The organism is Thermoanaerobacter mathranii subsp. mathranii str. A3 (genome assembly GCF_000092965.1).
GTDB classification, from domain to species: domain Bacteria; phylum Bacillota; class Thermoanaerobacteria; order Thermoanaerobacterales; family Thermoanaerobacteraceae; genus Thermoanaerobacter; species Thermoanaerobacter thermocopriae.
In genome coordinates this window covers 1,606,230-1,631,662 of the sequence record NC_014209.1, presented here as the reverse complement: position 1 = coordinate 1,631,662, position 25,433 = coordinate 1,606,230, and the positions used below count along the sequence as shown (strand labels likewise).

At 34.0% G+C, this 25,433-nt stretch carries 23 protein-coding genes; 21 read left to right on the top strand and 2 right to left on the bottom strand.

What is annotated here, in order from left to right; all coding sequences use genetic code 11:
• The first annotated feature begins 83 nt into the window (after window positions 1–83).
• Window positions 84–830 (top strand): cysteine hydrolase family protein, encoded by a 747-nt coding sequence (locus tag TMATH_RS08245; RefSeq protein WP_013150590.1) that lies wholly within the window; start codon window positions 84–86, stop codon window positions 828–830.
• A gap of 11 nt (window positions 831–841) precedes the next feature.
• Here TMATH_RS08245 and TMATH_RS08240 read toward each other — a convergent pair whose 3' ends face one another.
• Both TMATH_RS08240 and TMATH_RS08235 read right to left on the bottom strand, forming a co-directional pair.
• Complete coding sequence (locus TMATH_RS08240; RefSeq protein ID WP_013150589.1) at window positions 842–1,297, bottom strand: sporulation membrane protein YtrI; 456 nt, start codon at window positions 1,295–1,297, stop codon at window positions 842–844.
• Complete coding sequence (locus TMATH_RS08235) at window positions 1,294–1,620, bottom strand: YtrH family sporulation protein (RefSeq protein ID WP_013150588.1); 327 nt, start codon at window positions 1,618–1,620, stop codon at window positions 1,294–1,296. Before TMATH_RS08235 ends, TMATH_RS08240 begins: the two co-directional genes overlap by 4 nt.
• Before the next feature lie 698 nt (window positions 1,621–2,318).
• Here TMATH_RS08235 and murB point away from each other — a divergent pair.
• The 20 genes from murB to pyk all read left to right on the top strand — a co-directional run bounded on the left by murB (window position 2,319) and on the right by pyk (window position 25,424).
• Window positions 2,319–3,224 carry a UDP-N-acetylmuramate dehydrogenase gene (gene murB / locus TMATH_RS08230; protein WP_013150587.1) on the top strand — a complete coding sequence of 302 codons (906 nt, stop codon included), beginning with the start codon at window positions 2,319–2,321 and terminating at the stop codon, window positions 3,222–3,224.
• A gap of 12 nt (window positions 3,225–3,236) precedes the next feature.
• Window positions 3,237–3,968 (top strand): PHP domain-containing protein, encoded by a 732-nt coding sequence (locus TMATH_RS08225; RefSeq protein WP_012995625.1) that lies wholly within the window; start codon window positions 3,237–3,239, stop codon window positions 3,966–3,968.
• Between the two features lie 7 nt (window positions 3,969–3,975).
• Entirely contained in the window at window positions 3,976–4,830 is an 855-nt protein-coding gene (gene rapZ, locus TMATH_RS08220) for an RNase adapter RapZ (RefSeq protein ID WP_012995624.1), read from the top strand.
• Between the two features lie 7 nt (window positions 4,831–4,837).
• Entirely contained in the window at window positions 4,838–5,803 is a 966-nt protein-coding gene (locus TMATH_RS08215) for a gluconeogenesis morphogenetic factor MgfK (RefSeq protein ID WP_012995623.1), read from the top strand.
• 184 nt (window positions 5,804–5,987) lie between these two features.
• Entirely contained in the window at window positions 5,988–7,568 is a 1,581-nt protein-coding gene (locus TMATH_RS08210; protein WP_013150586.1) for an alpha-amylase family glycosyl hydrolase, read from the top strand.
• A 58-nt stretch (window positions 7,569–7,626) separates the two neighbouring features.
• Complete coding sequence (locus TMATH_RS08205) at window positions 7,627–8,871, top strand: sugar ABC transporter substrate-binding protein (RefSeq protein ID WP_013150585.1); 1,245 nt, start codon at window positions 7,627–7,629, stop codon at window positions 8,869–8,871.
• Between the two features lie 46 nt (window positions 8,872–8,917).
• Window positions 8,918–9,838 (top strand): carbohydrate ABC transporter permease, encoded by a 921-nt coding sequence (locus TMATH_RS08200; RefSeq protein WP_012995620.1) that lies wholly within the window; start codon window positions 8,918–8,920, stop codon window positions 9,836–9,838.
• Window position 9,839: 1 nt separating this feature from the next.
• Entirely contained in the window at window positions 9,840–10,733 is an 894-nt protein-coding gene (locus TMATH_RS08195) for a sugar ABC transporter permease (protein WP_012995619.1), read from the top strand.
• 413 nt (window positions 10,734–11,146) lie between these two features.
• Window positions 11,147–12,133: an acyl-CoA dehydratase activase-related protein gene (locus tag TMATH_RS08190; protein ID WP_013150584.1), complete on the top strand. Its 987-nt coding sequence runs from the start codon at window positions 11,147–11,149 to the stop codon at window positions 12,131–12,133.
• A complete protein-coding gene (locus TMATH_RS08185) occupies window positions 12,130–13,206 on the top strand; it encodes a 2-hydroxyacyl-CoA dehydratase (RefSeq protein WP_012995617.1) in 1,077 nt (358 codons plus the stop codon). Before TMATH_RS08190 ends, TMATH_RS08185 begins: the two co-directional genes overlap by 4 nt.
• Window positions 13,207–13,307: 101 nt before the next feature.
• A complete protein-coding gene (locus TMATH_RS08180) occupies window positions 13,308–14,129 on the top strand; it encodes a helix-turn-helix domain-containing protein (RefSeq protein WP_012995616.1) in 822 nt (273 codons plus the stop codon).
• Window positions 14,130–14,143: 14 nt separating this feature from the next.
• The gene (locus TMATH_RS08175) at window positions 14,144–15,868 is read left to right on the top strand and encodes a glycoside hydrolase family 13 protein (protein ID WP_012995615.1); all 1,725 of its coding nucleotides are present in this window, start codon (window positions 14,144–14,146) and stop codon (window positions 15,866–15,868) included.
• A 91-nt stretch (window positions 15,869–15,959) separates the two neighbouring features.
• Window positions 15,960–16,193, top strand: coding sequence for a hypothetical protein (locus TMATH_RS08170; RefSeq protein ID WP_012995614.1), 234 nt, complete (start codon window positions 15,960–15,962; stop codon window positions 16,191–16,193).
• 105 nt (window positions 16,194–16,298) lie between these two features.
• On the top strand, window positions 16,299–17,255 hold the full coding sequence (whiA, locus tag TMATH_RS08165; protein WP_012995613.1) for a DNA-binding protein WhiA: 957 nt from the start codon (window positions 16,299–16,301) through the stop codon (window positions 17,253–17,255).
• Window positions 17,255–17,521, top strand: a complete 267-nt coding sequence (locus tag TMATH_RS08160; RefSeq protein ID WP_012995612.1) for an HPr family phosphocarrier protein — start codon at window positions 17,255–17,257, stop codon at window positions 17,519–17,521. The genes whiA and TMATH_RS08160 overlap by 1 nt, the downstream gene beginning before the upstream one ends.
• 53 nt (window positions 17,522–17,574) lie before the next feature.
• The gene (locus TMATH_RS08155) at window positions 17,575–18,882 is read left to right on the top strand and encodes a DRTGG domain-containing protein (protein ID WP_012995611.1); all 1,308 of its coding nucleotides are present in this window, start codon (window positions 17,575–17,577) and stop codon (window positions 18,880–18,882) included.
• An 11-nt stretch (window positions 18,883–18,893) separates the two neighbouring features.
• Window positions 18,894–22,331, top strand: a complete 3,438-nt coding sequence (locus TMATH_RS08150) for a DNA polymerase III subunit alpha (RefSeq protein WP_013150583.1) — start codon at window positions 18,894–18,896, stop codon at window positions 22,329–22,331.
• 81 nt (window positions 22,332–22,412) lie between these two features.
• Window positions 22,413–22,610: a hypothetical protein gene (locus tag TMATH_RS08145; protein WP_012995609.1), complete on the top strand. Its 198-nt coding sequence runs from the start codon at window positions 22,413–22,415 to the stop codon at window positions 22,608–22,610.
• Between the two features lie 74 nt (window positions 22,611–22,684).
• Complete coding sequence (gene pfkA, locus TMATH_RS08140; RefSeq protein WP_012995608.1) at window positions 22,685–23,650, top strand: 6-phosphofructokinase; 966 nt, start codon at window positions 22,685–22,687, stop codon at window positions 23,648–23,650.
• Between the two features lie 22 nt (window positions 23,651–23,672).
• Window positions 23,673–25,424: a pyruvate kinase gene (gene pyk, locus TMATH_RS08135; protein WP_013150582.1), complete on the top strand. Its 1,752-nt coding sequence runs from the start codon at window positions 23,673–23,675 to the stop codon at window positions 25,422–25,424.
• Window positions 25,425–25,433 lie beyond the last annotated feature (9 nt).

The window sequence follows — 25,433 nt, the reverse complement described above, 5'->3', positions numbered from 1 at the left end:
TTTCAGTGGCAGTATGGAATGTTCTGTTTTTTTTGTTTTGTGGTATAATTTAGTCAACAGAGATTTTCATTGGAGGGATTTTTATGAATTTTGATAGTTTTTTGTATAATACCAGGCCTTTTCTAAATTACCTTTTTGATTTTTACAGCAATCTCGATAATAAAAGTCTCAGCAGTATTATTTATAATGCTGGGGGCCCTCAAAATGTTTCAATTTTGATTGTGGATATGGTAAATGGCTTTTGTAAAAGTGGTCCATTATCTAGCCCTAGAATAGCGGGCATAATAGAACCTATAAAAAATTTAATCAAGGCTTCGCATAAAAAGGGTATAAAAAATGTCTTTTTTATAAATGATTCTCATACTGTAGGAGCAACAGAATTTAGTGAATTTCCACAGCATTGCGTAAGAGGAAGTTTTGAAAGTGAAATTGTGGATGAATTGAAGGAAACAATTGAAGGGGAGCCGGTAGTTTTTGAAAAGAATTCTTTAAATGCGTTTTTTGGTGGGGAATTAGAAAGTGGAAATGAATTTTTGAAAAAGACTTTGGAAATGATAAAAGAAGGGAAATCTACTTTTATTGTAGTTGGAGATTGTACTGATTTATGTGTTTACCAGACGGCTATGTCTATAAAAATGATTGCAAATGCCAATGATCTTAAAGTTAATGTAATTGTGCCAGAAAATTGTGTTGAAACTTATGACATTTCTGTAAAAACTGCCCAGTCCCTTAAGATAATGCCTCATGATGGTGATTTGATACATACTATGTTTTTGTATCACATGAAATTAAACGGTATAGAAGTTGTAAAAGAGTTAATAGAAGAGTAAGTAATTTTTGTCTATTCTTCTAAGGGGATTTTTTCGTCAATATCCAAATAAATCTCAAGTATACTATTTATCACAACAAATTTAACCTTTAAAATTATTTTTTCATTTTCAATTGTTAGGATTCTGTCGTCAAAAATGTTTTTTATTAATGTGGGGTCTATTTTTTCTATTTCTTTTCCGTATAAACCCTTTAATTTTCCTTTTACATATTTTTCTATCTCCATAGTCAATTTATTGTCAGCATTGTTTATGTTGACAATTATATCTGTGACCACTCTTTGGGGCTTGTTTTTCAATGTTTCATTAAGTTTTGATACTTTTTCATTTAATTCAATAGACTTCATCTTATAAGCTTCTTTTTCAAAAATTAGTTTTTCAATTTTGATGCCATTTACTGCATTTATGATAGAACCCCCAATAATAAAGCCGAGAATAAAAAAGCAAAAGTGAAGGTAATACTTTTTCATTTAAAATCACCAACAATAAAAGAAATAATTTTAAAACCAGTGTAAGAACCTAAAAAAGCTCCAAGAATTATCACAGCTTGTTTTGCCAGTTGCGTGAATTCACCGCTTAAACCTATTTCCAGACCTCTTATAGCAGAAAAAGAACCTCCGAGTCCTACCAATATTGCCCATAATCGTATATCTTTTAAAATCATATTAATTATTTTGACAGGAGAGTCAAAAGTAAATACAGCTGATAAAGCACCAATTAAAGCTCCACCTATAACAACTCCCATTGATGTGAAAAAAGGGATGGAAAAGACTTTTACAACTTTAAAAATCATATTGAACACCTCATATAATTATATGCTTAAACTTTTAAGCAAAAAACTTAGAAAAACGGATATTTTTTTTGCAAAAGAGAGAAATACTGAATAAATATAAGAGAAAATTTAAAATATTAGAAGATATGATGTAATTTCAAACTATATCCAACTTCTTTACCTGTGGTATAATAAAAATTGGAATGGAAATAATTTTAACAAATACATAAAATATTCAAAATTTTAAGATTAGATTACTTAATACACAAATCAAAAGCTGCTTATACTGGGAGGTGTGTTGAACACGCCAAAGAATAGACGGCAGTTTGTGGCCCTAAAGTCCGCCAATTCATTGGCGATGCAGTTCACAGTGTAAGTGGCTGATGAAGAGGTGATTGCTGTGGAATGCCCAAATTGCAAAAGTACGAATGTGGGCAAAATAGGGAATAACCTATATTTTTGCAGGGATTGCAATTGCGAGATAAAGATAAAAAAGTGTACAGCTGTTGTAAGCATGTATGATTCAGAAGGTTGCATAAGCAAGAGATTTAAAGTTTGTTACAATGCATAAAGGAGGGGTAGTCCCCTCTATTTATTTTCTGAAAAAAAAGTGATATTATAAAATTGCAGGTAAAGTTTCATTTTGGAATGAAAATAATATATTATTGATAGACTATAGATGGAGAGTAGTTAAACTTTAAATTTTAAGGAGTGGTACAGTGAATGAAATAATTGACAAATTGAAAGATATTTTAAGAGAAGGGAAATTGTATTTAAACGAGCCCATGAAAAGACACACTTCTTTTAAAATAGGTGGACCTGCAGATGTATTAGTTGTACCAAATAATCGTAAAGAATTATTAGAAATCATACCTTTGTTGAAACAAGAAAACATCCCTTTTTTTATACTAGGAAATGGCACTAATCTATTAGTAAGTGAAAAGGGCATTAGGGGAGTTGTAATAAAATTATCCTCTTTGAGGAATGTAATTGTAGAAGGTAATAGGATAATTGCTGAAGCGGGAGCACCTCTTTCCTATATTGCCAATGTGGCACTTGTACATGAACTTGCGGGATTTGAATTTGCTAGCGGGATTCCTGGCACTTTAGGTGGAGCAATAGTGATGAACGCAGGGGCTTATGGGTCTGAAATGAAGGACGTGGTAGAAAAAGTAGAGGTTTTAGATGGAGAAGGCAATATATTGATTTTATCAAACGAAGAAATGAATTTTTCCTATAGATACAGCATTATTCATGAAAAGGATTGGATTGTTTTAAGAGCATGGCTTAGTTTGGCAAAAGGGAAATACGAAGAGATAAAAAGCAAAATGGAGGAACTAAATGCAAAAAGAAGGGAAAAACAGCCTTTGGAGTATCCAAGTGCCGGAAGTACTTTTAAAAGGCCACCTGGATATTATGCTGGGAAATTGATTGAGGAAGCAGGACTTAAAGGCTATTCAATTGGAGGAGCTAAAGTTTCCGAAAAGCATTCGGGATTTATTATAAATACTGGCAATGCAACTTTTTACGATGTTTTAAATTTGATTGAGCATATACAAAAAGTAGTAAAAGAAAAGTTTGGAGTGGAACTTGTACCAGAAATAAAAATAATAGGAGAGAAATAGGTGATTTGACAAATGAAAATTTTTGCTGATTATCACACCCATACGGTATACAGTCATGGAAAAGGCACAATAGAAGATAATGTAAAAAGGGCGATAAAAATTGGGCTTGAGGAGATTGCAATCACTGACCATGGGCCAGCTCATGTGTTTTATGGCTTAAGAAAATGGGATTTTAAAAAAATGAGAGAAGAAATAGATAAGATTAATGAAAAATATCCACAAATTAAAGTGCTGATGGGAGTAGAAGCAAATTTAATCAGCTTAGAAGGAGATATTGATGTTCCAGATGAACTTATGAAATATTTAGATATTTTGCTTATGGGATATCACACGGGCATAATGCCTAAAAACTTTAAAAGCGCTTTACAGCTTTTTGGTAAGAACGTGGCAAGCAAATATTTTATTTCCTTGAGGAAAGAGATGAGAGAAAAAAATACTGAGGCAATGATCAATGCAATAAAGAAATACAAAATAGACATAATAACACATCCGGGAGCTAAAGTAGATATTGATACACAAAAGATTGCAAAAGCAGCAAAAGAGAGAGGGACATCTCTTGAAATTAATTCAAGTCACGGTTATATGACAGTTGAATACGTAAAGATAGCTAAAAAAGAGGGGTGCAAATTTGTAATAAACAGCGATGCCCATACACCTCATAAAGTAGGAGACTTTGAAAGAGGAATAGAAATTGCAAAAAAGGCGGGACTAACAGAAGAAGATATAATAAACGCAAAGAGGTGATATTTTTATGAGGTTTGTAATAATAACAGGCCTTTCTGGTGCTGGAAAAACACAGGCATTGAAGGCTATGGAGGATATGGGCTTTTTTTGTATAGACAATTTTCCACCTGCTCTTCTTCCAAAGCTTGCTGACCTTTTTTATCACTCAAAAAATGTTGATAAGGTAGCCCTTGGTATGGATTTAAGAGGTGGCCAGTTTTTTGAGGACATCTATTCTAGCCTTGAGTTTTTGAAAAAAAATAACTACGATTACGAAATAGTTTTTTTGGAAGCTTCTGACGAGGTTTTAATAAAGAGGTTTAAAGAAACTAGAAGAAAACATCCTCTTTCTGAAGAAGGTAGAATAGTTGATGGAATAAATGAGGAAAGAAAGAGACTTGCAGAAATAAGAAAAATTGCCAATAACATAATAGATACTACTAATTTAACTTCTTCCCAGTTGAAAGGGGAATTGTCTAATATCTTTTTAAAAGGCAAAAAGTTTAAAGGAATCATAATAGATATTATGTCTTTTGGATATAAATACGGTATACCTCTTGATGCTGACCTTGTGTTTGATGTGAGGTTTTTACCTAATCCTTTTTATATTGATGAATTAAGACCTTTTACAGGAAATGATGATAAGGTAAAAGAATACGTGATGAAGTGGGAGGAAGCAAAAGAGTTTTTAAAAAAATTAGGGGACATGATTAAATTTTTAATCCCTTATTATATAAGAGAAGGTAAATCTCAACTTGTTATAGCTATTGGATGCACAGGAGGAAAGCATAGGTCTGTTACTATTGCAAATGCCCTTTATGAGTTTCTAAAAAAAGAAGATTATTCTGTTATCTTGCACCATAGAGATATAGGAGAGGAGTAAGGTGACTATGAAGTGTTCTAAAGGGGGACCTTGTATTGTTGCTATTGGCGGAGGTACGGGGCTTTCTACTATGCTAAGAGGATTAAAACTTTATACAACCAATATTACTGCGGTAGTTACAGTAGCAGATGATGGCGGTGGCTCAGGAATCCTAAGACAGGATTTAGGGATACTGCCGCCTGGAGATATACGAAATTGTATACTGGCTTTAGCAAATACAGAGCCTACAATGGAACAACTTTTGCAGTACAGGTTTACTGAGGGAATGCTAAAAGGCCAAAATTTTGGGAATTTGTTTTTGGCAGCCATGATAGGTATTTCAAAAAATTTCGAAGAAGCTGTAAAAAAGATGAGCGATGTGCTTGCTGTATCAGGAAAAGTTCTTCCTGTAACTCTTGATGATGTAAGGCTTGTAGCAGAGCTTGAAAACGGAATTATCATTAAAGGGGAATCGCAAATTCCTGTTTTGCAGCAAAAAGAAAATAGTAAGATAAAGAGAATATATATTGAACCTTCTCATGCAGAGCCTTTTGAAGAAGTGTTAGTGGATATATTAAATGCTGATGCCATTGTATTAGGTCCTGGAAGTTTATATACAAGTGTAATTCCTAATCTTTTGGTAGATGGAGTGTGTGACGCCATTGAAGCTTCCAAAGCAATTAAAGTTTATGTCTGTAATATCATGACACAGCCAGGAGAGACTTTGGGCTATACTGCTTGTGACCATGTGAAGGCTCTTTTTGAACATGGGCTTAAATCTTTAGATTACATTATTGTCAACAATGGCGAAATTCCCCATGATTATATGGAGCGCTATATAAAAGACATGTCACAACCTGTTGAATACGATAAGAATCAGCTAGAAAGTATGGAAATTAAAGTAGTAGAAGAAAATTTAGTAGCTTTAAAAAAGGAATTTATAAGGCACAATGAGCAAAAGCTTGCAGAAGTAATTATAGGCTTGCTTAAGTGAACGACAAATTTTAGTCTATATTATACAAAAAAATATATTGACATTTGGTTAAGTAAGATATACAATAATATTAAGGATAAGCGCAAGCGATTGCAAGACTGTTGCAATTGGGCGCTTTTAAAAAATACATTTCAAGAAAGCGATTGCTGTAATATATTAGCAATTACTTGTAAGGGGGAAAGTGATGAGAAAAAATGTAAAGCTATTTGCGACGATAATTTTAGTTTTATCCTTATTGCTGACCAGTTGTGGTGTTAAAGATGCCAGTTCTAATAATGTTCCTGAGTCGGATGTAATATATCAGGTTATGATAGATAGGTTTTACAATGGTGATAAGTCCAACGATGACCCTAAAGTAAGTAAAGGTATGTTTGATCCAACCTATACCAATTGGAGAATGTATTGGGGCGGAGATTTAAAGGGACTGACAGAAAAAATTCCTTATATAAAAGGGATGGGAGTAACAGCTATTTGGATTTCTCCTGTTGTAGATAACATCAACAAACCGGCAATATATAATGGCGAAATAAATGCACCTTATCATGGATATTGGGCGAGGGACTTTAAAAGAGTAGAAGAACATTTTGGTACATGGGAGGACTTTGACAATTTTGTAAAGACTGCTCATGCTAATGGGATAAAAGTTATACTAGATTTTGCTCCCAATCATACGAGTCCTGCAGATGAAAATAATCCTGACTTTGCTGAAAACGGTGCACTTTATGACGATGGGAAATTATTGGGAACTTATAGCAATGATGTCAATAAATTTTTTCATCATAATGGTGGGATTACCAACTGGAACAATTTAGAAGATTTGCAGGATAAAAATTTGTTTGACCTTGCGGACCTTGATCAAAGTAATCCTATTGTTGACAAGTATTTAAAGGATTCTATCAAGTTATGGTTTAGTCATGGAATTGATGGGGTAAGGCTAGATGCAGTAAAGCATATGCCTATGGAATGGGTAAAAAGTTTTGCTGATGCCATATACGGCGTTAAAAAAGATGCTATTCTTTTTGGCGAGTGGATGTTAAACGGTCCCACTGACCCTTTGTACGGTTATAATATTCAATTTGCTAATACAAGTGGTTTTTCTGTATTGGATTTTATGCTTAACAGTGCAATAAAAGATGTTTTTGAAAAAGGTTATGGCTTTGACAGATTGAATGATACTATTGAAGAGACAAATAAAGATTATGATAATCCTTATAAGTTGATTACTTTTGTGGACAATCACGATATGCCGAGGTTTTTATCAGTCAATAATGATAAGGACAAATTGCATGAAGCTATTGCTTTTATAATGACATCACGAGGAATACCTGCAATATATTATGGCACAGAGCAGTATCTACACAATGACACAAATGGGGGAAATGACCCTTACAATAGGCCAATGATGGAAAAGTTTAATGAGGATACTAAGGCTTATGTTTTAATTAGAGAACTGTCAAATTTGCGTAAGATTACACCGGCATTACAGTATGGTAAGACAATAGCAAGATATGTTAGTGATGACGTTTATATCTATGAGAGGCAATATGGCAAAGATATAGTTGTAGTTGCAATAAATAAAGGAGAAAAGACTACTGTACAGAATATAAAAACTTCTCTTCAAAAAGGCAAATACAACGATTATTTAAAGGGTTTATTGAAAGGAGTTATTTTAAAAGTTGAAAAAGGTAAGGATGAAAACAACGTTTTAAGTGTAACTTTACCTAAAGACAGTGTCAGTATATGGACTAATGTAAGAGTGAAATAAAATTTTGGGTTTTTCCCAAAATTATTATAATAAAATTAAAATTAAGAGGAGGATTTGTATGAAGAAGTACACAAAAATAATTGCATTGCTGACTGTGATGGTATTCGTTTTGTCAGCTGCTTTAACAGGTTGTAGCGGCAGTAAGACAAGCGAAAATACTTCATCACAAGGTCAGACAGAACAAAAGAAAGAGCCTGTAGAATTGGTAGTATGGTCCCACTTAACAGACCCTGAAATAGCAAAAGTTCAGGAGATTGCAAACAAATGGGCAGAGCAGACTGGCAACAAAGTAAAAGTTTTGGCAGACCAGAGTGACTTCCAAGCTTTCTCAACAGCTGCTCAAAGTGGTAAGGGCCCAGATATCATGTTTGGTTTGCCACATGATAACTTAGGTACTTTTCAGAAGGCAGGACTTTTAGCCGAAGTTCCAGAGGGAGTTATAAACAAAGATGATTATGTTCCAATGAGCATAAACGCAGTGTCTTATGATGGAAAGATGTATGCTATTCCAATTTCTATGGAAACTTATGCGCTTTTCTATAACACAGAGAAAGTTAAAACGCCTCCAGCAACACTTGATGATTTAATTAAGTTGGGCAAAGAAGTAGGATTTCAATACGATGTAAATAACTTCTATTTTAGCTTTGCCTTTATATCTGCTTATGGCGGTTATGTGTTTAAGGATACAGGTGGTGGACTTGATCCAAACGATATAGGATTGAATAACGATGGTGCAAAGAAAGGCTTAGAACTTATAAAAGACTTTGTAACAAAATATAAATTCATGCCTGCAGATATAAATGGAGATATGGCAAAAGGTAATTTCCAAAGTGGAAAAATTGGACTTTATATAAGTGGCCCATGGGATGTGGACGGTTTCAAGCAAGCCAATGTTCCATTCAAAGTTGCTCCACTACCACAGGTTGAGGGTAAACCGATGCCTTCTTTTGCAGGTGTTCAGGCTGCTTTTGTAAGTGCAAATTCAAAGCATCAGCAAGAAGCATGGGATTTAATGAAGTATCTTGCTGAAAATACAGGATTACCACTATTTGAAACAGGTAGCAGGATACCAGTTCTTAACTCACTTTTGAACACTGACGAAGTAAAGAACAATGAAATTTTAAGTGCTTTTGCAGAACAGGCGAAAAATGCTATTCCAATGCCTAATATACCGCAAATGGCAGCAGTATGGACTCCTGCAGGCAATGCACTCCAGCTTATTACGTCTGGAAAAGTCCAGGTTGACAAAGCAGCCGATGATATGGTAAATCAAATCAAACAAGGTATCGAAACACAGCAGTAACGAAAGGGGGCTTCTAGCCCCTTTTTTTAGAGAAGGAGGTTGTTGTATGAAAATAAACAAAACTCTGAGGGATAAATTAAGACCTTATGCTTATTTGTCTCCTGCTATACTATCTATGACTGTATTAAGTTTTGCACCTATTTTGTATACTGTTTATATTGCTTTTACAAACTTTAATTTATATCATTTTAAAAATTATCAATTTGTAGGTTTAAAAAATTTTATTGATATACTTGCCGGCCCTTTCAAAGTAGTTTTTGCTCCTGTGTTTATATGGACAGTTATTTTTGCGCTTTCCGCTACATTATTGAGCTATATTATTGGCCTTCTTTTAGCGGTTATTTTGAATAACAAGAATATGTGGGAAACAAATTTTTATAGAGCAATATTAATTATTCCCTGGGGTCTTCCGGGCACGATTGCTGCTCTTACTTGGACAGGACTTTTAAATCAGCAGTATGGTGGTATAAATTTGATACTGCAGAAGTTACACCTTCCTATGATACCATGGCTTATTGACCCATTTTGGGCAAGAATTGCAATTATAATGGTTAGTGTGTGGATGGGTTATCCCTTTATGATGAATGCATCCTTAGGAGCTCTTCAAGCCATTCCGCCTGAACTTTATGAGGTTGCGGATATTGACGGTGCCACATGGTTTCAAAAGTTTAGAATGATAACAGTGCCAATGTTGACATCTTCTACTTTACCACTTATTATTTCATCTTTTGCATATAATTTCAACAACTTTGGTGCAGCATTTTTAATTACAGGAGGAGGACCTCCAAGAACAGATACTTCTTTTGCGGGTCATACTGATTTGCTTGTAAGTTCAGCATACAAGATGACAATGCAATTTAATAGGTATGACTTAGCGGCGGCTTTGTCTATAATTATATTTTTGATAATTGGCACACTAAGCCTTATCAATATGAAGATGACTCGTGCTTTCGAGGAGGTGGACTAAAATGGAATATGCAAGTGTTAAATTTGGTGATAAAAAAAGGACTCAAAAGATTTATTATAGGGAAAAATTAAAACCCCATGAAAAAGTATCTCTTTGGATTAGCCGACTTATTATATGGGCTGTAATTGCGATAATAATGTTTCCTGTGGCTTGGGTAGTAGGAGCCTCTATGGCGCCTGGAGATGCCTTTTTCTCTGGTTCAATTTTTCCACAACATATGACATTTCAAAATTATAAGGATGTGCTTGCTAAGACTAATTTTTTACTTTGGGTAAAAAATAGTATGATTTTGAGTGTTGGTGTTGCAACTATTCAATTATTTTTGACTGCTACATCAGCTTATGCTTTTAGTAGAATGAAATTTGTAGGAAGAAAAAATGGTTTAAAGAGTCTCTTGATAATGCAGATGTTCCCTACATTTATGGCATTACCTGCTATATTTGGTATAATGGCAAAATTAAACCTTCTGGATAATCTTTATGCTCTTATGCTAGTGATGGCAGGTAGTAGTGCTTTTAGTATATGGCTTTTAAAAGGTTATATTGATAGTCTTCCAAAAGAGTTAGATGAAGCTGCTTTAGTTGATGGGGCTACTCATTGGCAGATTTTTACAAAAATAATTCTCCCTTTAGCGACCCCCATGCTTGTAGTTATATTCTTATTTAGCTTTATGGGAGTGTACAGTGAATTTATTTTGTCCAGTGCGGTACTAAAGTCACCTGAAAATTACACAATAGCCTTAGGACTTCAAAGATTTATTCAAAACCAATTTTCAGCTCACTGGACTCAATTTGCTGCAGCTTCTGTTATGGCGTCCTTTCCTCTTGTAATACTCTTTATGGTATTGCAGAGGTATTTACAAGCTGGTCTTGCAGCAGGTGCAGTAAAAGGATAAAAATTGTTACACATGGAACAATTTGTAAATGCCGGATTATTTCCGGTATTTCAGACTGATGACAAACTTTCGTAAAGTAGATATTTTACATAAGTTGCGACTTGTGACAGAGCGCTAACAAAGCTTAGCAAGACTGAGGATGGAGGAGGGGCCGAAGCCAAGGAGGGCGGAGGCGGGCACCTAAGACAGGACGTCGAATGTGCCCGGTACCCCGCCGTAATCCGAAAGTCGCGCTTTAGCTTTGTCGCTTTGGAACTTCGGAGCAACGATGTAAAATATCTACTTTAAATAATTTTTGGTTTTTTGTCAACAAACTGAAATACCGGATTATTTCCGGTATTTTTATTTTGTATATAAATAAAAATTTATGGCAAGAATAAATATGTATTTGCTTTTAAAAGGAGGTGTCAAAAGTGACTAAGACTGTGGGAATACCCAAAGGACTTTTATATTACGATTTTTATCCAATGTGGAAAACTTTTTTTGAAGGTGTGGGAGCAAAAGTAGTGGTTTCCCAGGATACGAATAAAAAAATTCTTGATGAAGGAGTAAAGACCTGCGTTGAAGATGCTTGTCTTCCCGTAAAAACTTATGTAGGTCATGTAATGAATTTAAAAGACAAAGGTGTTGATTATATATTTATTCCAAGAATTGTAAGTGTAGAAAGAAAGAAATACCTTTGTTCAAAGTTTTTAGGACTGCCTGATTTTGTAAAAAGTTTAATTGAAGATTTGCCACCTATTATAGATGTCGAGATTAATTATTATAGAAATGATGAATTTACTCAAAAAGAATTTATAAAAATTGGTAGAATCTTTGGAAAAACTAAAGAGCAATCTTTAAAAGCTTATTTTGAAGCTACCCAACAACAAAAAAAGTTTGAAGAATTATTGAAAGAAGGTTTCACTAATTTAGAAGCTTTAAGAGTTTGGGAAAGCAACAAACTAAAAAAAGAAGAAAGTAATTATGACCTTAAAATAGCAGTCATTTCTCATCCTTATAATATTATGGATGAGTACATAAGTATGGGTATTGTTGAAAAGTTAAAAAGCATGGGAGCGCAAGTCTATACAATGGAAATGTTAGAGAGAAATTCAATATTAGAAGGAGCATCAATACTTTCAAAAGACATATTTTGGAACTATGAAAGAAATATTTTAGGAGCAGGGCTATATTTTCTGAAACAAAAAAATGTGGATGGTGTAATTATGATTTCTGCTTTTGGTTGTGGACCTAATTCTATAACAGAGGAATTGCTGGAGAGGATTTATAAAAGAGAGAAGGAGGTACCTTTTATGTTGATTACAATTGATGAACATTCTGGAGAAGCTGGCATTATGACTAGGTTGGAGGCTTTTATAGACCTTTTAAGATTTAACAAAAAGGCGGTGATGGTATGAAAATTACTTATCCCAATATGGGCTCTTTAAATATGATTTTAAAGACGATGTTTGAAGGAATCGGGGTAGAAGTGGTAGATCCACCCCCTTCTACTAATAAAACATTAACTTTAGGAGTAAGAAATTCTCATGAATTTGTATGTTTACCTTTTAAAATCAACGTCGGAAATTTTATTGAGGCTCTCGATAAGGGTGCAGATACGATTATAATGTTAGGGGGGATTGGACCCTGTAGATTTGGATATTATGGTCAGGTGCAAAAAGAGATATTAAAAGATTTAGGTTATGACTTTAAAATGATAATTGTTGATCCACCCCATGGTAGGTTAATAGACTTTCTTAAAGAATTGGCTTCATATTTTCCTAATGTAGATGGAAAAACGGCTTTAAAATCTTTTGTATTTGCAGTGAAAAAGATGATAGCAGCTGACAGATTAGAAAAGTTTTTGTTAAAACACAGAGCCCATGAAGATAAACCAGGTGTGACAACAAAAATATACGAAGAATATATGAAAAAGCTAGAAAAGGCTCAAACTGGTAAAGAAGTGGACAAAATAGTAGCAGAGGCTATGAAAAAAATAAAGGAAAATGCAAATGTACAACGGAAAATACAGCTTAAAGTGGCACTGGTAGGAGAAATTTATATGCTATTAGAACCTTTTACTAATATGGATATCAGCAAATCTTTAAATGAATTGGGGGTAGAAGTTACAAAAACAGAATATCTTTCAGATTATTTAATTAACAGTGCCTTTAAATTGCCTCAAAGGATGGAGTTTAAGAAAAACGCAAGAGGATATTTAGAAAGAGATATAGGAGGACATGGACTTAACACTGTTGCAAATACAGTAAAATATGCTAAACTAAAATATGATGGCGTGATTCACATACTTCCCTTTACCTGCACCCCTGAAATAGTAGCTCAAGGAATAATTGCAAAAATTAGTCGAGATTACAATATTCCAGTGATGTCTTTAGTATACGATGAAAACACTGGGCAAGCAGGTTACCAAACCCGTTTGGAAGCTTTTGTGGATCTTTTGTATAGAAAAAGGATGGAGGTAGTTTGCTGAAATCATCCTTTTAATTTTTTATTTTTCCAAAAATAATGGAAGGAAAAATGTATTTTGTGTGGAATATATAATAAGTGGATGGTTAGCAAGGGGTGATAGGTGTGAAGGAATTAGGAGAATTTTTAAAAAATGAAAGAATAAAGAAAGGGTTGACATTAGAAGAAATTCAAGAGATAACTAAAATACGAATACGCTATTTAAAAGCTATTGAAGATGGAGATTTTAGCATAATGCCTGCCCTTGTATATGCTAAGGGCTTTGTAAAAAGTTACGCTGAAGCTTTAGGATTGGATGGCAATGAGTTAGTAAAAAAATATGAGTATTTGTTTCAGGAGAAAGAGGAGGAGACATTACCTAATATAGAAACTAATTCTTCTTACAAAAAAGAGGGAAGAGATTTTTCACAATTTTTTTTGACTTTAAAAAAGGCAGTAATTTTTGTTTTAGTAATAGGTATTATAGGATACGGTTTTTACTATTTTATAAATCAAGTTAAAAAGGGACTTGCACCAATTCCACAACAAAATCAAAGTGAAGCTTCAACATATTCAGAAGACAAAACAGATTTAGAGAACAAAACAAATCCTTCACAGGAAAGCAATGTTTCTCAACCGAAAGTAAATACGTCGATTGAAAAAATATCGGAAACTTCCAAAAAAATAGAATATAAAGTTGTTCCCTCTGGAGAAAGTTATAAAGTGGAAATAAGCGTGCCTGGCGAAAAATGTTGGTTTAGTATAAAAGTAGATGAGAATGTGGTTTTTGAAGGTCTTATGACAAAGGATATGTCTAAAATTTTTGATGTAAAAGATAGTATTACTATATTGATGGGATATCCGCCAGCTGTTAAAATAACTGTAGACGGTGAGGAGTTACCAACAGTGCAGACACCATCACCGGTTACTATAAATATTCATACATAGAAAGGGGAAAGAAGATGATAAAAGAAGCTATATTCCATAAAAGCGATGTGCCTTACGCATATCCAGTTAATGAAAATCAATTAAAGATAGTATTAAGAACTGCTGTATTTGATGTGGATAGGGTATATGTTTTATACAAAGACAGATACGATTGGATGGGGAAATTCAAAATAAAACCGATGGTATTAATCCATACCAACGAATTATTTGATTATTTTGAAACTACCTTAGACCTTAATAAAAAATTTGTGTATTTTTTCTATTTGGTATCTGAAGGTGGCGAGAAATTATATTATACAGAAGCAGGATTTTACAAAAAAAGGCCAGAAGATGGATTTTGGGGATTTTTCCATTACCCTTATATAGGAGAGAAAGATGTATTTTTTGCTCCAAATTGGACAAGCGATTGCATTGTATATCAAATATTTCCTGAAAGGTTTAATAACGGCGACAAATCAAACGACCCTGAAAATGTAAAGCCTTGGGGTCAAAAGCCTACTGCAGATTCTTTTTTTGGAGGAGATTTACAAGGAATAATAGATAAAATAAATTATTTAAAAGATTTAGGTATAAATGCCATTTATTTAACACCTATATTTTTATCACCTTCCACACACAAATATGATACTACTGATTATTATACAATTGATCCACGCTTTGGCGATACGCAAAAAGCGAGAGAACTGGTTCAAAAATGCCATGACAATGGCATAAAAGTTATATTTGATGCCGTTTTTAATCACTGTGGGTATGACTTTTTTGCATTTCAGGATGTTATTAAGAATGGTGAAAAATCAAAATACTGGGATTGGTTTAATATATACGAATGGCCAATTAAAACTCATCCAAAACCTTCCTATGAAGCTTTTGCAGATACTGTATGGAGAATGCCAAAGCTTATGACAAAAAATCCAGAAGTGCAAAAATATTTATTGGAAGTGGCAGAATATTGGATTAAAGAAGTGGATATAGACGGTTGGAGGCTGGATGTTGCCAATGAGATAGACCATCATTTTTGGAAAAAATTTAGAGAAGTAGTAAAGACAGCTAAACCGGAAGCCATAATTGTGGGAGAGGTTTGGCATGATGCTTCTCCTTGGCTGAGAGGGGATGAATTTGACAGTGTAATGAATTATCCTTTTAGAAATGCAGTTGTGGACTTTTTTGCAAAAAGAAAAATAAGTGCTTCTCGCTTTAATACATTGATTACAGAGCAACTTATGAGACATATGGAAAGTGTAAATAGGGTTATGTTTAATTTGATAGGAAGCCATGATACAGAAAGGTTTTTGACTTTAGCAAATGGCATGGTTACGAGAATGAAGTTGGCGTTGGTGTTTCAATTTACCTTTGTTGGAATTCCATATATTTATTATGGTGATGAGGTAGGAATGGTAGGGGGCAATGACCCTGATTGCAGAAGATGTATGATATGGGAGGAGGAAAAGCAAAATAGAAGTATTTTTGATTTCTACAAAAAATTGATTTCTATAAGGAAAGAAAGTGAGGAGCTTAAATACGGAAATTTCTGTACTTTATACGCTATAGGAATGGTATTTGCTTTTAAGAGGGAATACAAAGGTAAATCAATAATTGTTGTACTAAATAACAGTAGTAAGCAGGAAGTAATATTTTTGAATGAAGTAGAAGGGAAAGAAGATATTTTAAAAATGAAGGAATTGAGAAGAAGTGGTAATCTCCTTTATTTGCAACCTAATTCCGCTTATATTTTAAAGTAACCAATAAGAGTTTAAATGAATAATATGAAGATAGAAAAATAAAGGGGAATGAAAATTCCCCTATATTTTTTAAAAAAACAGGGGTGATGGTATGAAAGATACATCCCGCTATGGCAGAGATTATCAATATTATAAAGATTATGAACTGTTGTATGGAAGTTACGACATTACAAAGCTTATCACATTAAAAAAATTAGTTGAAGCGAGTGAATATGAAGAGTGGAAAGATTACAAAGAGTTTAGGGAATGGTGTAATTCTGAAGAAAGACATAATTGGAAAAGTTCCCCTAAATATATTGAGTGGGAAAAGAAAAAATTATTGTAGTCTACTATAAACTATAAACCCCTTTTACTCGTGGTGTTTTTAAAAGGGGTGTTTTTTTTGAAATAATGTAGTATAATAAAAATAAGCCTGTTGAGGTGATACACTATGTCTTTTTCTTCAAACACAAAAGACGAATTAGCAAAGATTTACCCTGAGGATAAAGAGAGCAAAATAGCAGAGTTAGCTGCTTTGATTAGGACGATAGGTAGCGTTTCCATTTATGGCAATGGGAAAATTTCTTTGACTTTTGCTACAGAAAATGCTTCTGTGGCAAGGCTAATTTTTAAGTTAATAAAAGATTTATTTGGGATAATTCCTGAGACAATGGTGAGAAGAGGTAGGTATCTCAAAAAAACCTTAAACTATCTCCTCTTTATACCTGATACAAAAATTGTAGAAAAAATTTTAGATATAGTTAAAATATTAAATTATGAAAAAGGCCATATAAAATTAAATTATGGGATAGACAAAAAGATTGTAAAAAACACAAAAGCAAAAAAGGCGTATTTGAGAGGGGCTTTTTTGGGGGGTGGTTCAATAAGCGATCCTGAAAAAGCTTATCATATGGAGTTTATTACTCATAATTTGGAGCACGGGAAAGATTTAAGTAAATTGATAAATTCTTTTGATTTAAATTCAAAGGTTATTGCAAGAAAAAATAGTTATGTAGTATACTTAAAAGAGGGAGAGCAAATTGTTGATGTTTTAAATATAATAGGAGCCCACAGTGCTTTATTAAACTTGGAAAATATACGAGTGTATAAAGAAATGAGAAACAATGTAAATAGGATTGTAAACTGTGAAACTGCAAATTTAACCAAAACTATTAACGCGTCTTTAAGGCAAATAGAGAGCATAAATTATATTAAAGAGACAGTAGGTCTTGATTATTTGCCTCCTAATTTGAAAGAAGTAGCGGAACTTAGGATTAATTATCCTGATCTAAGCTTAAAAGAATTGGGACAAATGCTAGTTCCTCCTGTCGGCAAGTCAGGAGTGAATCATAGACTTAGAAAAATTGAAGAAATTTCAAACAAATTGAAGGAAAGGAGAGTTCAATAATGAAAGAAGTTACGATTGAAATTAAAAATAAGACTGGGCTTCATGCAAGACCTGCAGCATTATTTGTACAAACTGCTAGCAAATTTTCTTCACAAATATGGGTAGAGAAAGATAACAAAAAAGTAAACGCCAAAAGTATAATGGGGATTATGTCTCTTGGAGTGTCGCAAGGTAATGTTGTTAAATTAAGTGCTGAAGGTGATGACGAAGAAGCAGCTATAAAAGCATTGGTAGAACTTATTGAATCAAAATTTGGTGAGGAGTAAACAAAAAAGGTTTCTTTTTCAGAAACCTTTTTTGTATAAAAGGATGATAGTTTATGAAAAAAAATGAAATTGTATTGGAATATATAAAAAATTTACCTGAAGGTACCAAAATTTCTGTAAGAAGTCTTGCACAGACTTTACATATAAGTGAAGGTACTGCTTATAAAGCTATAAAGGATGCAGAAAATTTAATGCTTGTAACAACGATTCCAAGAGTAGGAACTATAAGAAGAAAACAAAAGGAGCCATTTTTTGACCGTCTCACTTATGAGGTTATTACAGAGGTAGTGGAAGGGACAGTGTTAGGTGGTCATGGTGGAATGGGAATGGAGCTTCACAAATTTTTAATTGGGGCCATGACCATCGAAGAAATGGTAAAATACATATCACCGGGAGATCTTGTAATTTTGGGTAATAGGGAAGATGCACAGGAAGCAGCTTTAAAAGCAGGGGCAGCAGTGATGATCACAGGAGGTTTTGATACATTATCTCATATAAAAGAACTTGCGGATAAGCTTTCATTGCCACTTATATCTACTTCTTATGATACTTTTACTGTAGCAACTCTTATAAATAAGGCGATTAATGAAAGTATGACACGAAAAAAGATTTTATACGTCAGCGATGTAATGACATATAATCCAATTTATATGATGCCTCAACAGACAGTAAAAGATTGGAAAAAATTATATACAGAGACTAAACATACCAGATATCCCGTTGTTGATTCAAAAGGGATGTTAGTTGGGATGGTTACTTCAAGGGACGTTGCTACTGCATCGGAGGATGATAAAATTGGGAGTATTATGACTCCTAACCCTGTATTTGTAACGGATACTACTACGCTCTCTTATGCAGCTCATTTAATGATATGGTGGAATGTAGAGATACTACCTGTGACTCGCGGTAGACAATTGATAGGGCTTATAAGCAGAGAAGATGTAATTAAGGCATTACATTATACCGCAAAACAGCCACAGATTAGTGAAGCTATTCAAGATACAATTTTTAAAGATTTTGATATGGAAAAAATAGAAAATGGAGTAAAATTTAAAGGTAAAATTCCTTCAATGTTGGTTAACCAATTTAGTACAGTAAACAACAGTGCTTTAATGATGTTAATGTGTGAATCTGGCATTTTTGCTATAACGCAGAATAAAAGATATGATGCTGTTTTAGATAATTTTTCAGTTTATTTTATTAAACCCATAGGTACAGAGGAATTAATAGAAGTTTTTGCAAGAATAATAGAAGTCACTAATAATTTTAGTAAGTTAGAAATTCGAATCATGCATGAGAAGGAAGAAATTGCAAAGGCATTGATGTCTGTTAGACTTTCTAAAAGAATAAAGATGGTTTAGGTGATTATATCATGTTTGCCCATTTACATGTTCATTCTGAATACAGCTTACTTGATGGTTCTTGCAGAATTAAAGATTTAATTGCTAAAACTAAAGAGTTAAATATGAAAGCCATAGCTATTACAGACCATGGAGTAATGTATGGCGTAATAGATTTTTACAAAGAAGCAGTAGCCCACGGTATAAAACCTATTATAGGCTGTGAAATTTATGTAGCCCCTCGAAGCATGCGGGATAGAGAATATGGGATTGATAATGAAAATTATCACTTGGTGTTACTGGCAAAGGATATGGTAGGTTATAAAAATTTAATGAAGATAGTGACTATGGCTTCAATTGAGGGTTTTTATTATAAACCGAGAGTTGACAAAGAGTTCTTAAAAGAGCACAGCAAGGGGCTAATTGCTTTAAGTGCTTGCCTTGCAGGAGAAGTTCCCTCTTATATTTTAAGAGGTGAGTATGAAAAAGCGAAGGAGGCAGCACTTTTTTACGATTCTATTTTTGGACGAGGGAATTTTTATTTGGAACTGCAGGACCATGGAATTTTAGAACAGCAAAAGGTAAATAAAGAACTTATAAGACTTTCCAAGGAGACAGGGATACCCTTAGTTGCTACTAATGATGTACACTATCTTGACAAAAAAGATGCAAAAGCCCATGAGGTACTTTTGTGCATTCAAACAGGGAAGACAATTGATGATGAAGATCGCATGTCTTTTCCAACTGATGAATTTTATTTAAAATCTCCAGAAGAGATGGAAAATCTCTTTTCATATTGTAAAGAGGCAATTGAAAATACTGAGAAGATTGCAAGTATGTGTAATGTAGAATTTGAGTTTAATAAGACGAAATTACCCAAATATGATTTACCAGAGGGCGTTGATTCCTATGAATACTTGAGAAATTTATGCTATGAAGGTTTGTACAAAAGGTATAAAAATCCAAACAAAGAAGTGATTGAAAGATTAGATTATGAACTTTCTGTGATAAAGCAAATGGGGTATGTAGATTATTTTCTCATAGTGTGGGATTTTATAAAGTTTGCAAAAGACAATGGAATTATGACGGGACCAGGAAGAGGTTCTGCGGCAGGAAGTTTAGTGGCTTATACGTTGGGAATAACTAACATAGACCCTATAAAGTACAACCTTCTTTTTGAGAGGTTTTTAAACCCTGAGAGGGTGAGCATGCCTGATATTGATTCGGATTTTTGTTATGAGAGAAGACAAGAAGTAATTGATTACGTTGTAAAAAAATATGGCAAAGATAATGTTGCTCAGATTATAACTTTTGGTACCATGGCAGCAAGAGCTGTCATAAGGGATGTAGGAAGGGCTTTAAATTATCCGTATGCAGAGGTAGATGTAATTGCAAAAATGATTCCTTTTGAATTAGGAATGACTATTGATAAAGCTTTATCTTTAAATCCTGAACTTAAAGTGCGGTATGAAAATGATGAAAGAGTAAAACAACTTATTGATATTTCTAGGTCTTTAGAAGGCCTTCCGCGACATGCCTCTACTCATGCGGCAGGAGTGGTAATATCAAAAGAACCTCTTGTCAATTACGTGCCACTACAAAAAAACGAAGATTCCATAGTAACTCAATTTCCGATGACCACTCTTGAAGAGTTAGGACTTTTAAAGATGGACTTTTTGGGGCTTAGGACTTTGACAGTTATAAGGGATACAATTGAAATGGTAAAAAAGAACAAGGGAGTGACTATAGACTTTGATTCTATGGAGTACGATGACCCTAAAGTTTATGAACTTATATCAAAAGGGGAGACAGAAGGAGTTTTTCAATTAGAGTCTTCTGGCATGAAGCAGTTTATGACAGAATTAAAGCCTAAAAACCTTGAGGACATAATAGCAGGAATTTCTCTCTATCGACCCGGACCTATGGACCAAATTCCAAGATATCTCGCTAATAAAAATCATCCAGAGAGTATAGTCTATGACCATCCTCTTTTAAAGCCAATTTTAGATGTAACTTATGGCTGTATGGTGTATCAAGAGCAAGTTATGCAAATTGTGAGAGATGTCGCGGGTTACTCTTTAGGTAGGGCTGACTTGGTAAGACGAGCCATGGCTAAAAAGAAAATGGATGTTATGGAACAAGAGAGAAAAAATTTTATCTATGGAATGGTTGATGATGAAGGAAATGTAATAGTTCCAGGAGCTTTGAGAAATGGATTAGATGAGTCAACTGCTAATAAACTTTTTGACGAAATGTTAGATTTTGCAAACTATGCTTTTAATAAATCTCACGCTGCAGCTTATGCTGTTATAGCTTATCAGACTGCGTATTTAAAAAGGTATTATCCTGTAGAGTTTATGGCAGCTCTTTTAAACAGTTTTGTAGATAACTTGGACAAGATTGCTTTTTATGTTCACGTGTGTAAAAAAATGGGGATAAAAGTGCTACCACCTGATATAAATGAGAGCGATTCATATTTTACAGTGGTAGAGGATAAAATAAGGTTTGGACTTAGTGCAGTAAAAAATGTTGGTTTAAATATGACAATGGAAATCGTAAGTGAAAGAGAAAGAAATGGGAAATTTAAATCTGTAGTCGACTTTTTTGAGAGGATGCAGGATAGTCAATTAAATAAAAAAGCGGTGGAAAGCTTAATTAAAGCCGGAGCTTTTAGTTCTTTTGGAGTGCGGCGTTCTCAACTTTTGTCAGTATATGACAAATTAATGGAAAATATAAAGAAAAATAGGAATAATAATATAAACGGGCAGATTTCTTTATTTGGAGAAATAGAACAAAAACATGGGGTGGAATTTGAATTTCCTGATTTGGAAGAATTTCCTAAAAGCAGATTGTTGTCCATGGAAAAAGAAACTTTAGGCCTTTATATAAGTGGACATCCTTTAGAAGAGTATGTGGAGGATATTCCTAAAATTACTAATGCCACTACTTTGGATTTTAAAGTTAGCGAAGAGGAGATGTTTCAACCAAAATTACGAGATAACCAAGAAGTGGTGATAGCAGGAGTCATATCTACAAAAAAAATTAAATTTACAAAAAGTAATAATATGATGGCTTTTGTCACAATTGAGGACTTGTATGGTACTGTAGAAGTAATAGTATTTCCAACTGTATATGAAAAGTATTCTAGTATAATAAAAGAAGACAGCCCGGTTGTAGTGAAGGGAAAGGTTAGTTTAAGGGAAGATGAAGAACCTAAAATTTTATGCGATGAAATTAAGCCGTTGTCTCAAGCGATAGTGAAGAAACTTTATCTTAATTTGCAGGATTCTGCAAAGATTGAGATTGTTAAACAAATATTACGAAAAAATCCTGGTAATATGCCAGTAGTTTTAAGGCTTAACAGTAAAAAATTATTAGCGGCTAATAGAGACTTGTGGGTAAATGGAAGCAAAGAATTAATTAAAGAACTTCATATGGTGTTAGGAGAGGAAAATGTTAAAGTAGTTTGAGAAAAAGTTTGCAAATTTTAAGTTGATAACTGAAAGAAAATAGATTAAAATATACTCTAGAAATACTAAGGAGGCAGTTTTATGTGGACGGTAATATATATGGCACAAGATATGGAGACAGCAGAAAAAGTCAAAGAGGTTTTAACAAAAGAAGGTTTCTTGGTAAAATTGCGTCCACTTAATAAAAAAATAGACAAAAAAGGTTCTTATTGTGAAATTTTAGTTCCAAAAGCAGAGGCTCAAGATGCGCAAAGTATTATTATTGAATATGGCCTATAATTTTTTGCCCGAAAGGCTGTTTTAACAAAAATGGGACAAGTATAGTCCATGTGGGATAAAAAAGGAGGTAAACTATGAAGACAATTGGGATACTTACAAGTGGTGGAGATGCACCAGGGATGAACGCAGCTATAAGAGCTGTGGTGAGGACAGGAATTTATTATGGGCTTAAAGTAAAAGGCATTATGAGGGGATATGCAGGGTTAGTAGAGGATGAAGTTATTGATTTAAATCTTTCTTCGGTAGGAGATATACTACAAAAAGGTGGTACTATTTTAAGAACTGCTAGATGTGAAGAATTTAAGAAAAAAGAGGTGCGCAAAAAAGCTTACGAAACTCTTCAAAAACATGGAATAGAAGGTCTGGTAATAATTGGAGGAGACGGTTCTTTTAGAGGTGCACAGCTTTTGAGTGAGGAGTGGAATGTAAATACAATTGGGATTCCAGGTACAATTGATAATGACATACCTTGTACGGATTATACAATAGGTTTTGATACTGCTTGCAATACTGTCATTGACGCGATAAATAAAATAAGGGATACTGCTACTTCCCATGAAAGAGCAAATATAATAGAAGTGATGGGAAGAAATGCGGGCTACATTGCTTTGTATGCTGGTCTGGCTGGTGGAGCAGAGATGATTATACTTCCTGAAGTGGAATGGAGCATCGATGAACTTTGTGATAAAATCACTTATGGGATAAAGAGGGGGAAGCTTCACCATATAATTGTTCTTGCAGAGGGAGTTATGAGTGCTCCAGAGCTAGCGAAAATGATTAAAGAAAGACTACCAAAATTGGACTTAAGGTATACTATTTTGGGGCACATTCAAAGAGGTGGAGCTCCTACAGTGATGGATAGGGTATTGGCAAGCCAAATGGGGGCAAGAGCAGTAGAATTGCTTTTAGAAAATAAAACTAAAAGAATAATAAGTATACGAAACAATCAAATTGTAGATGATGATATAGATGAGGCTCTTTCCATGAAGAAAGAATTTAACAGAAAACTTTATGAGCTCAGCAAGATATTGTCTATATAAATAAGTTTTAAGGAGTGAAGGTATGCGCAGAACAAAAATAGTATGTACAATAGGACCTGCCAGCGAAGACTATAATATACTGAGAAAATTAATTGAGAAAGGCATGAACGTTGCACGACTTAATTTTTCTCATGGAGATTTTGCAGAACATGGAGCGAGAATTGACAATATAAAAAAAATAAGGCAAGAGTTGGGGTTGCCTGTTGCTATTTTATTAGACACAAAAGGTCCTGAGATAAGAACAGGAAAGTTTAAAAATGGCGAAGTACAATTAAAAGAAGGACAAACTTTTGTCATTACGACAAGAGATGTATTAGGAGACGAAACTATATGCAGTGTATCCTACAAAGGGTTGCCTCAAGATGTGGAAAGAGGCAGCCGCATATTAGTTGACGATGGGTTAATTTCTCTGAAGGTTACAGATGTTAAAGGAGAAGATATAGTTTGTATTGTAGAAAATTCTGGTCCTGTAAAAGATCATAAAGGAGTAAATGTTCCAGGGGTAAAACTCAATCTTCCTGCATTAACTCAAAAAGACATAGACGATATAGAATTTGGAATTCAAAAAGGCATTGATATGATTGCTGCTTCTTTTGTTAGAAAGGCTTCTGATGTTTTGGCAATAAGAAGACTTTTAGAAGAGAATAAGGCAGAGCATATTTTAATTATTGCCAAAATAGAGAATCGTGAAGGAGTAGAAAATATAGACGAAATTATTAAGGTTTCAGATGGAATAATGGTAGCTAGAGGAGACTTAGGGGTTGAGATTCCTCTTGAAGAAATACCAATCGTTCAAAAGATGATTATACAAAAATGCAATAAAGCTGGGAAACCGGTAATTACTGCAACTCAAATGTTGGACTCTATGATGAGAAATCCAAGGCCTACAAGAGCAGAAGTTACAGATGTAGCAAATGCTATTCTTGATGGAACAGATGCTATAATGTTATCAGGGGAGACAGCCCAAGGTAAATACCCAATAGAGGCCTTTGAGACAATGGCTAAGATTGCAGAAAAGACAGAAGCTTACGTGGGATACAAAGATATAATCGATAGAAATATTGATACAAATGTTTCCATTACAAACGCTATAAGCCATGCAACTTGTACTACAGCGAGAGATATAGGTGCAGCTGCTATAATAACTTGTACTAAATCTGGCTATACAGCAAGAATGGTGTCAAGGTACAGACCTCAAGCTCCGATTATTGCTACTACTCCAAGCGAAAATGTTGCAAGGAAACTCTCTATAGTGTGGGGCGTATATCCTTTAGTTACAGAAGAGGTTTCTACTACAGATGAAATGATAGATGTGGCAATACAAAGTGCATTAACTGCAGGATTTATAAGGAATGGCGATATCGTAGTAATTTCCGCAGGAATTCCTGTAGCTATGGCAGGTACCACCAACATGTTGAAAGTACATATAGTAGGGGATGTTTTATTAAGAGGAATAGGTATAGGTTCTAAAGCTACTACAGGTGCTGTATGTGTTATTAATGATATAAGTAAAGATAAAGATAAGTTCCGAGAAGGAGATATAATAGTTGCTGCAAAGACTGAAAGAGATTTTATGCCTCTTATAGAAAAAGCTTCGGCTATAATCACAGAAGAAGGAGGGCTTACTTCTCACGCTGCTATTGTGGGGCTAAACCTAGGAATCCCTGTAATTGTAGGGTGCGAAGGAGCAACTTCTAAACTCAAAGATGGCATGACTGTAACGGTTGACACCGTTAGAGGATTTGTGTATAAAGGAACTGTAAATATTAAATAAGACAAGATT

Coding starts and splice junctions, on each gene's coding strand:
- TMATH_RS08195 (WP_012995619.1), top strand. CDS start 9,840: ATGGAATATGCAAGTGTTAAATTTGGTGATAAAAAAAGGACTCAAAAG.
- TMATH_RS08145 (WP_012995609.1), top strand. CDS start 22,413: ATGTGGACGGTAATATATATGGCACAAGATATGGAGACAGCAGAAAAA.
- pyk (WP_013150582.1), top strand. CDS start 23,673: ATGCGCAGAACAAAAATAGTATGTACAATAGGACCTGCCAGCGAAGAC.
- TMATH_RS08155 (WP_012995611.1), top strand. CDS start 17,575: ATGAAAAAAAATGAAATTGTATTGGAATATATAAAAAATTTACCTGAA.
- TMATH_RS08215 (WP_012995623.1), top strand. CDS start 4,838: ATGAAGTGTTCTAAAGGGGGACCTTGTATTGTTGCTATTGGCGGAGGT.
- TMATH_RS08210 (WP_013150586.1), top strand. CDS start 5,988: ATGAGAAAAAATGTAAAGCTATTTGCGACGATAATTTTAGTTTTATCC.
- TMATH_RS08170 (WP_012995614.1), top strand. CDS start 15,960: ATGAAAGATACATCCCGCTATGGCAGAGATTATCAATATTATAAAGAT.
- TMATH_RS08235 (WP_013150588.1), bottom strand. CDS start 1,620: ATGATTTTTAAAGTTGTAAAAGTCTTTTCCATCCCTTTTTTCACATCA.
- TMATH_RS08225 (WP_012995625.1), top strand. CDS start 3,237: ATGAAAATTTTTGCTGATTATCACACCCATACGGTATACAGTCATGGA.
- TMATH_RS08160 (WP_012995612.1), top strand. CDS start 17,255: ATGAAAGAAGTTACGATTGAAATTAAAAATAAGACTGGGCTTCATGCA.
- TMATH_RS08185 (WP_012995617.1), top strand. CDS start 12,130: ATGAAAATTACTTATCCCAATATGGGCTCTTTAAATATGATTTTAAAG.
- whiA (WP_012995613.1), top strand. CDS start 16,299: ATGTCTTTTTCTTCAAACACAAAAGACGAATTAGCAAAGATTTACCCT.
- TMATH_RS08200 (WP_012995620.1), top strand. CDS start 8,918: ATGAAAATAAACAAAACTCTGAGGGATAAATTAAGACCTTATGCTTAT.
- TMATH_RS08240 (WP_013150589.1), bottom strand. CDS start 1,297: ATGAAAAAGTATTACCTTCACTTTTGCTTTTTTATTCTCGGCTTTATT.
- TMATH_RS08245 (WP_013150590.1), top strand. CDS start 84: ATGAATTTTGATAGTTTTTTGTATAATACCAGGCCTTTTCTAAATTAC.
- TMATH_RS08150 (WP_013150583.1), top strand. CDS start 18,894: ATGTTTGCCCATTTACATGTTCATTCTGAATACAGCTTACTTGATGGT.
- rapZ (WP_012995624.1), top strand. CDS start 3,976: ATGAGGTTTGTAATAATAACAGGCCTTTCTGGTGCTGGAAAAACACAG.
- TMATH_RS08175 (WP_012995615.1), top strand. CDS start 14,144: ATGATAAAAGAAGCTATATTCCATAAAAGCGATGTGCCTTACGCATAT.
- TMATH_RS08205 (WP_013150585.1), top strand. CDS start 7,627: ATGAAGAAGTACACAAAAATAATTGCATTGCTGACTGTGATGGTATTC.
- pfkA (WP_012995608.1), top strand. CDS start 22,685: ATGAAGACAATTGGGATACTTACAAGTGGTGGAGATGCACCAGGGATG.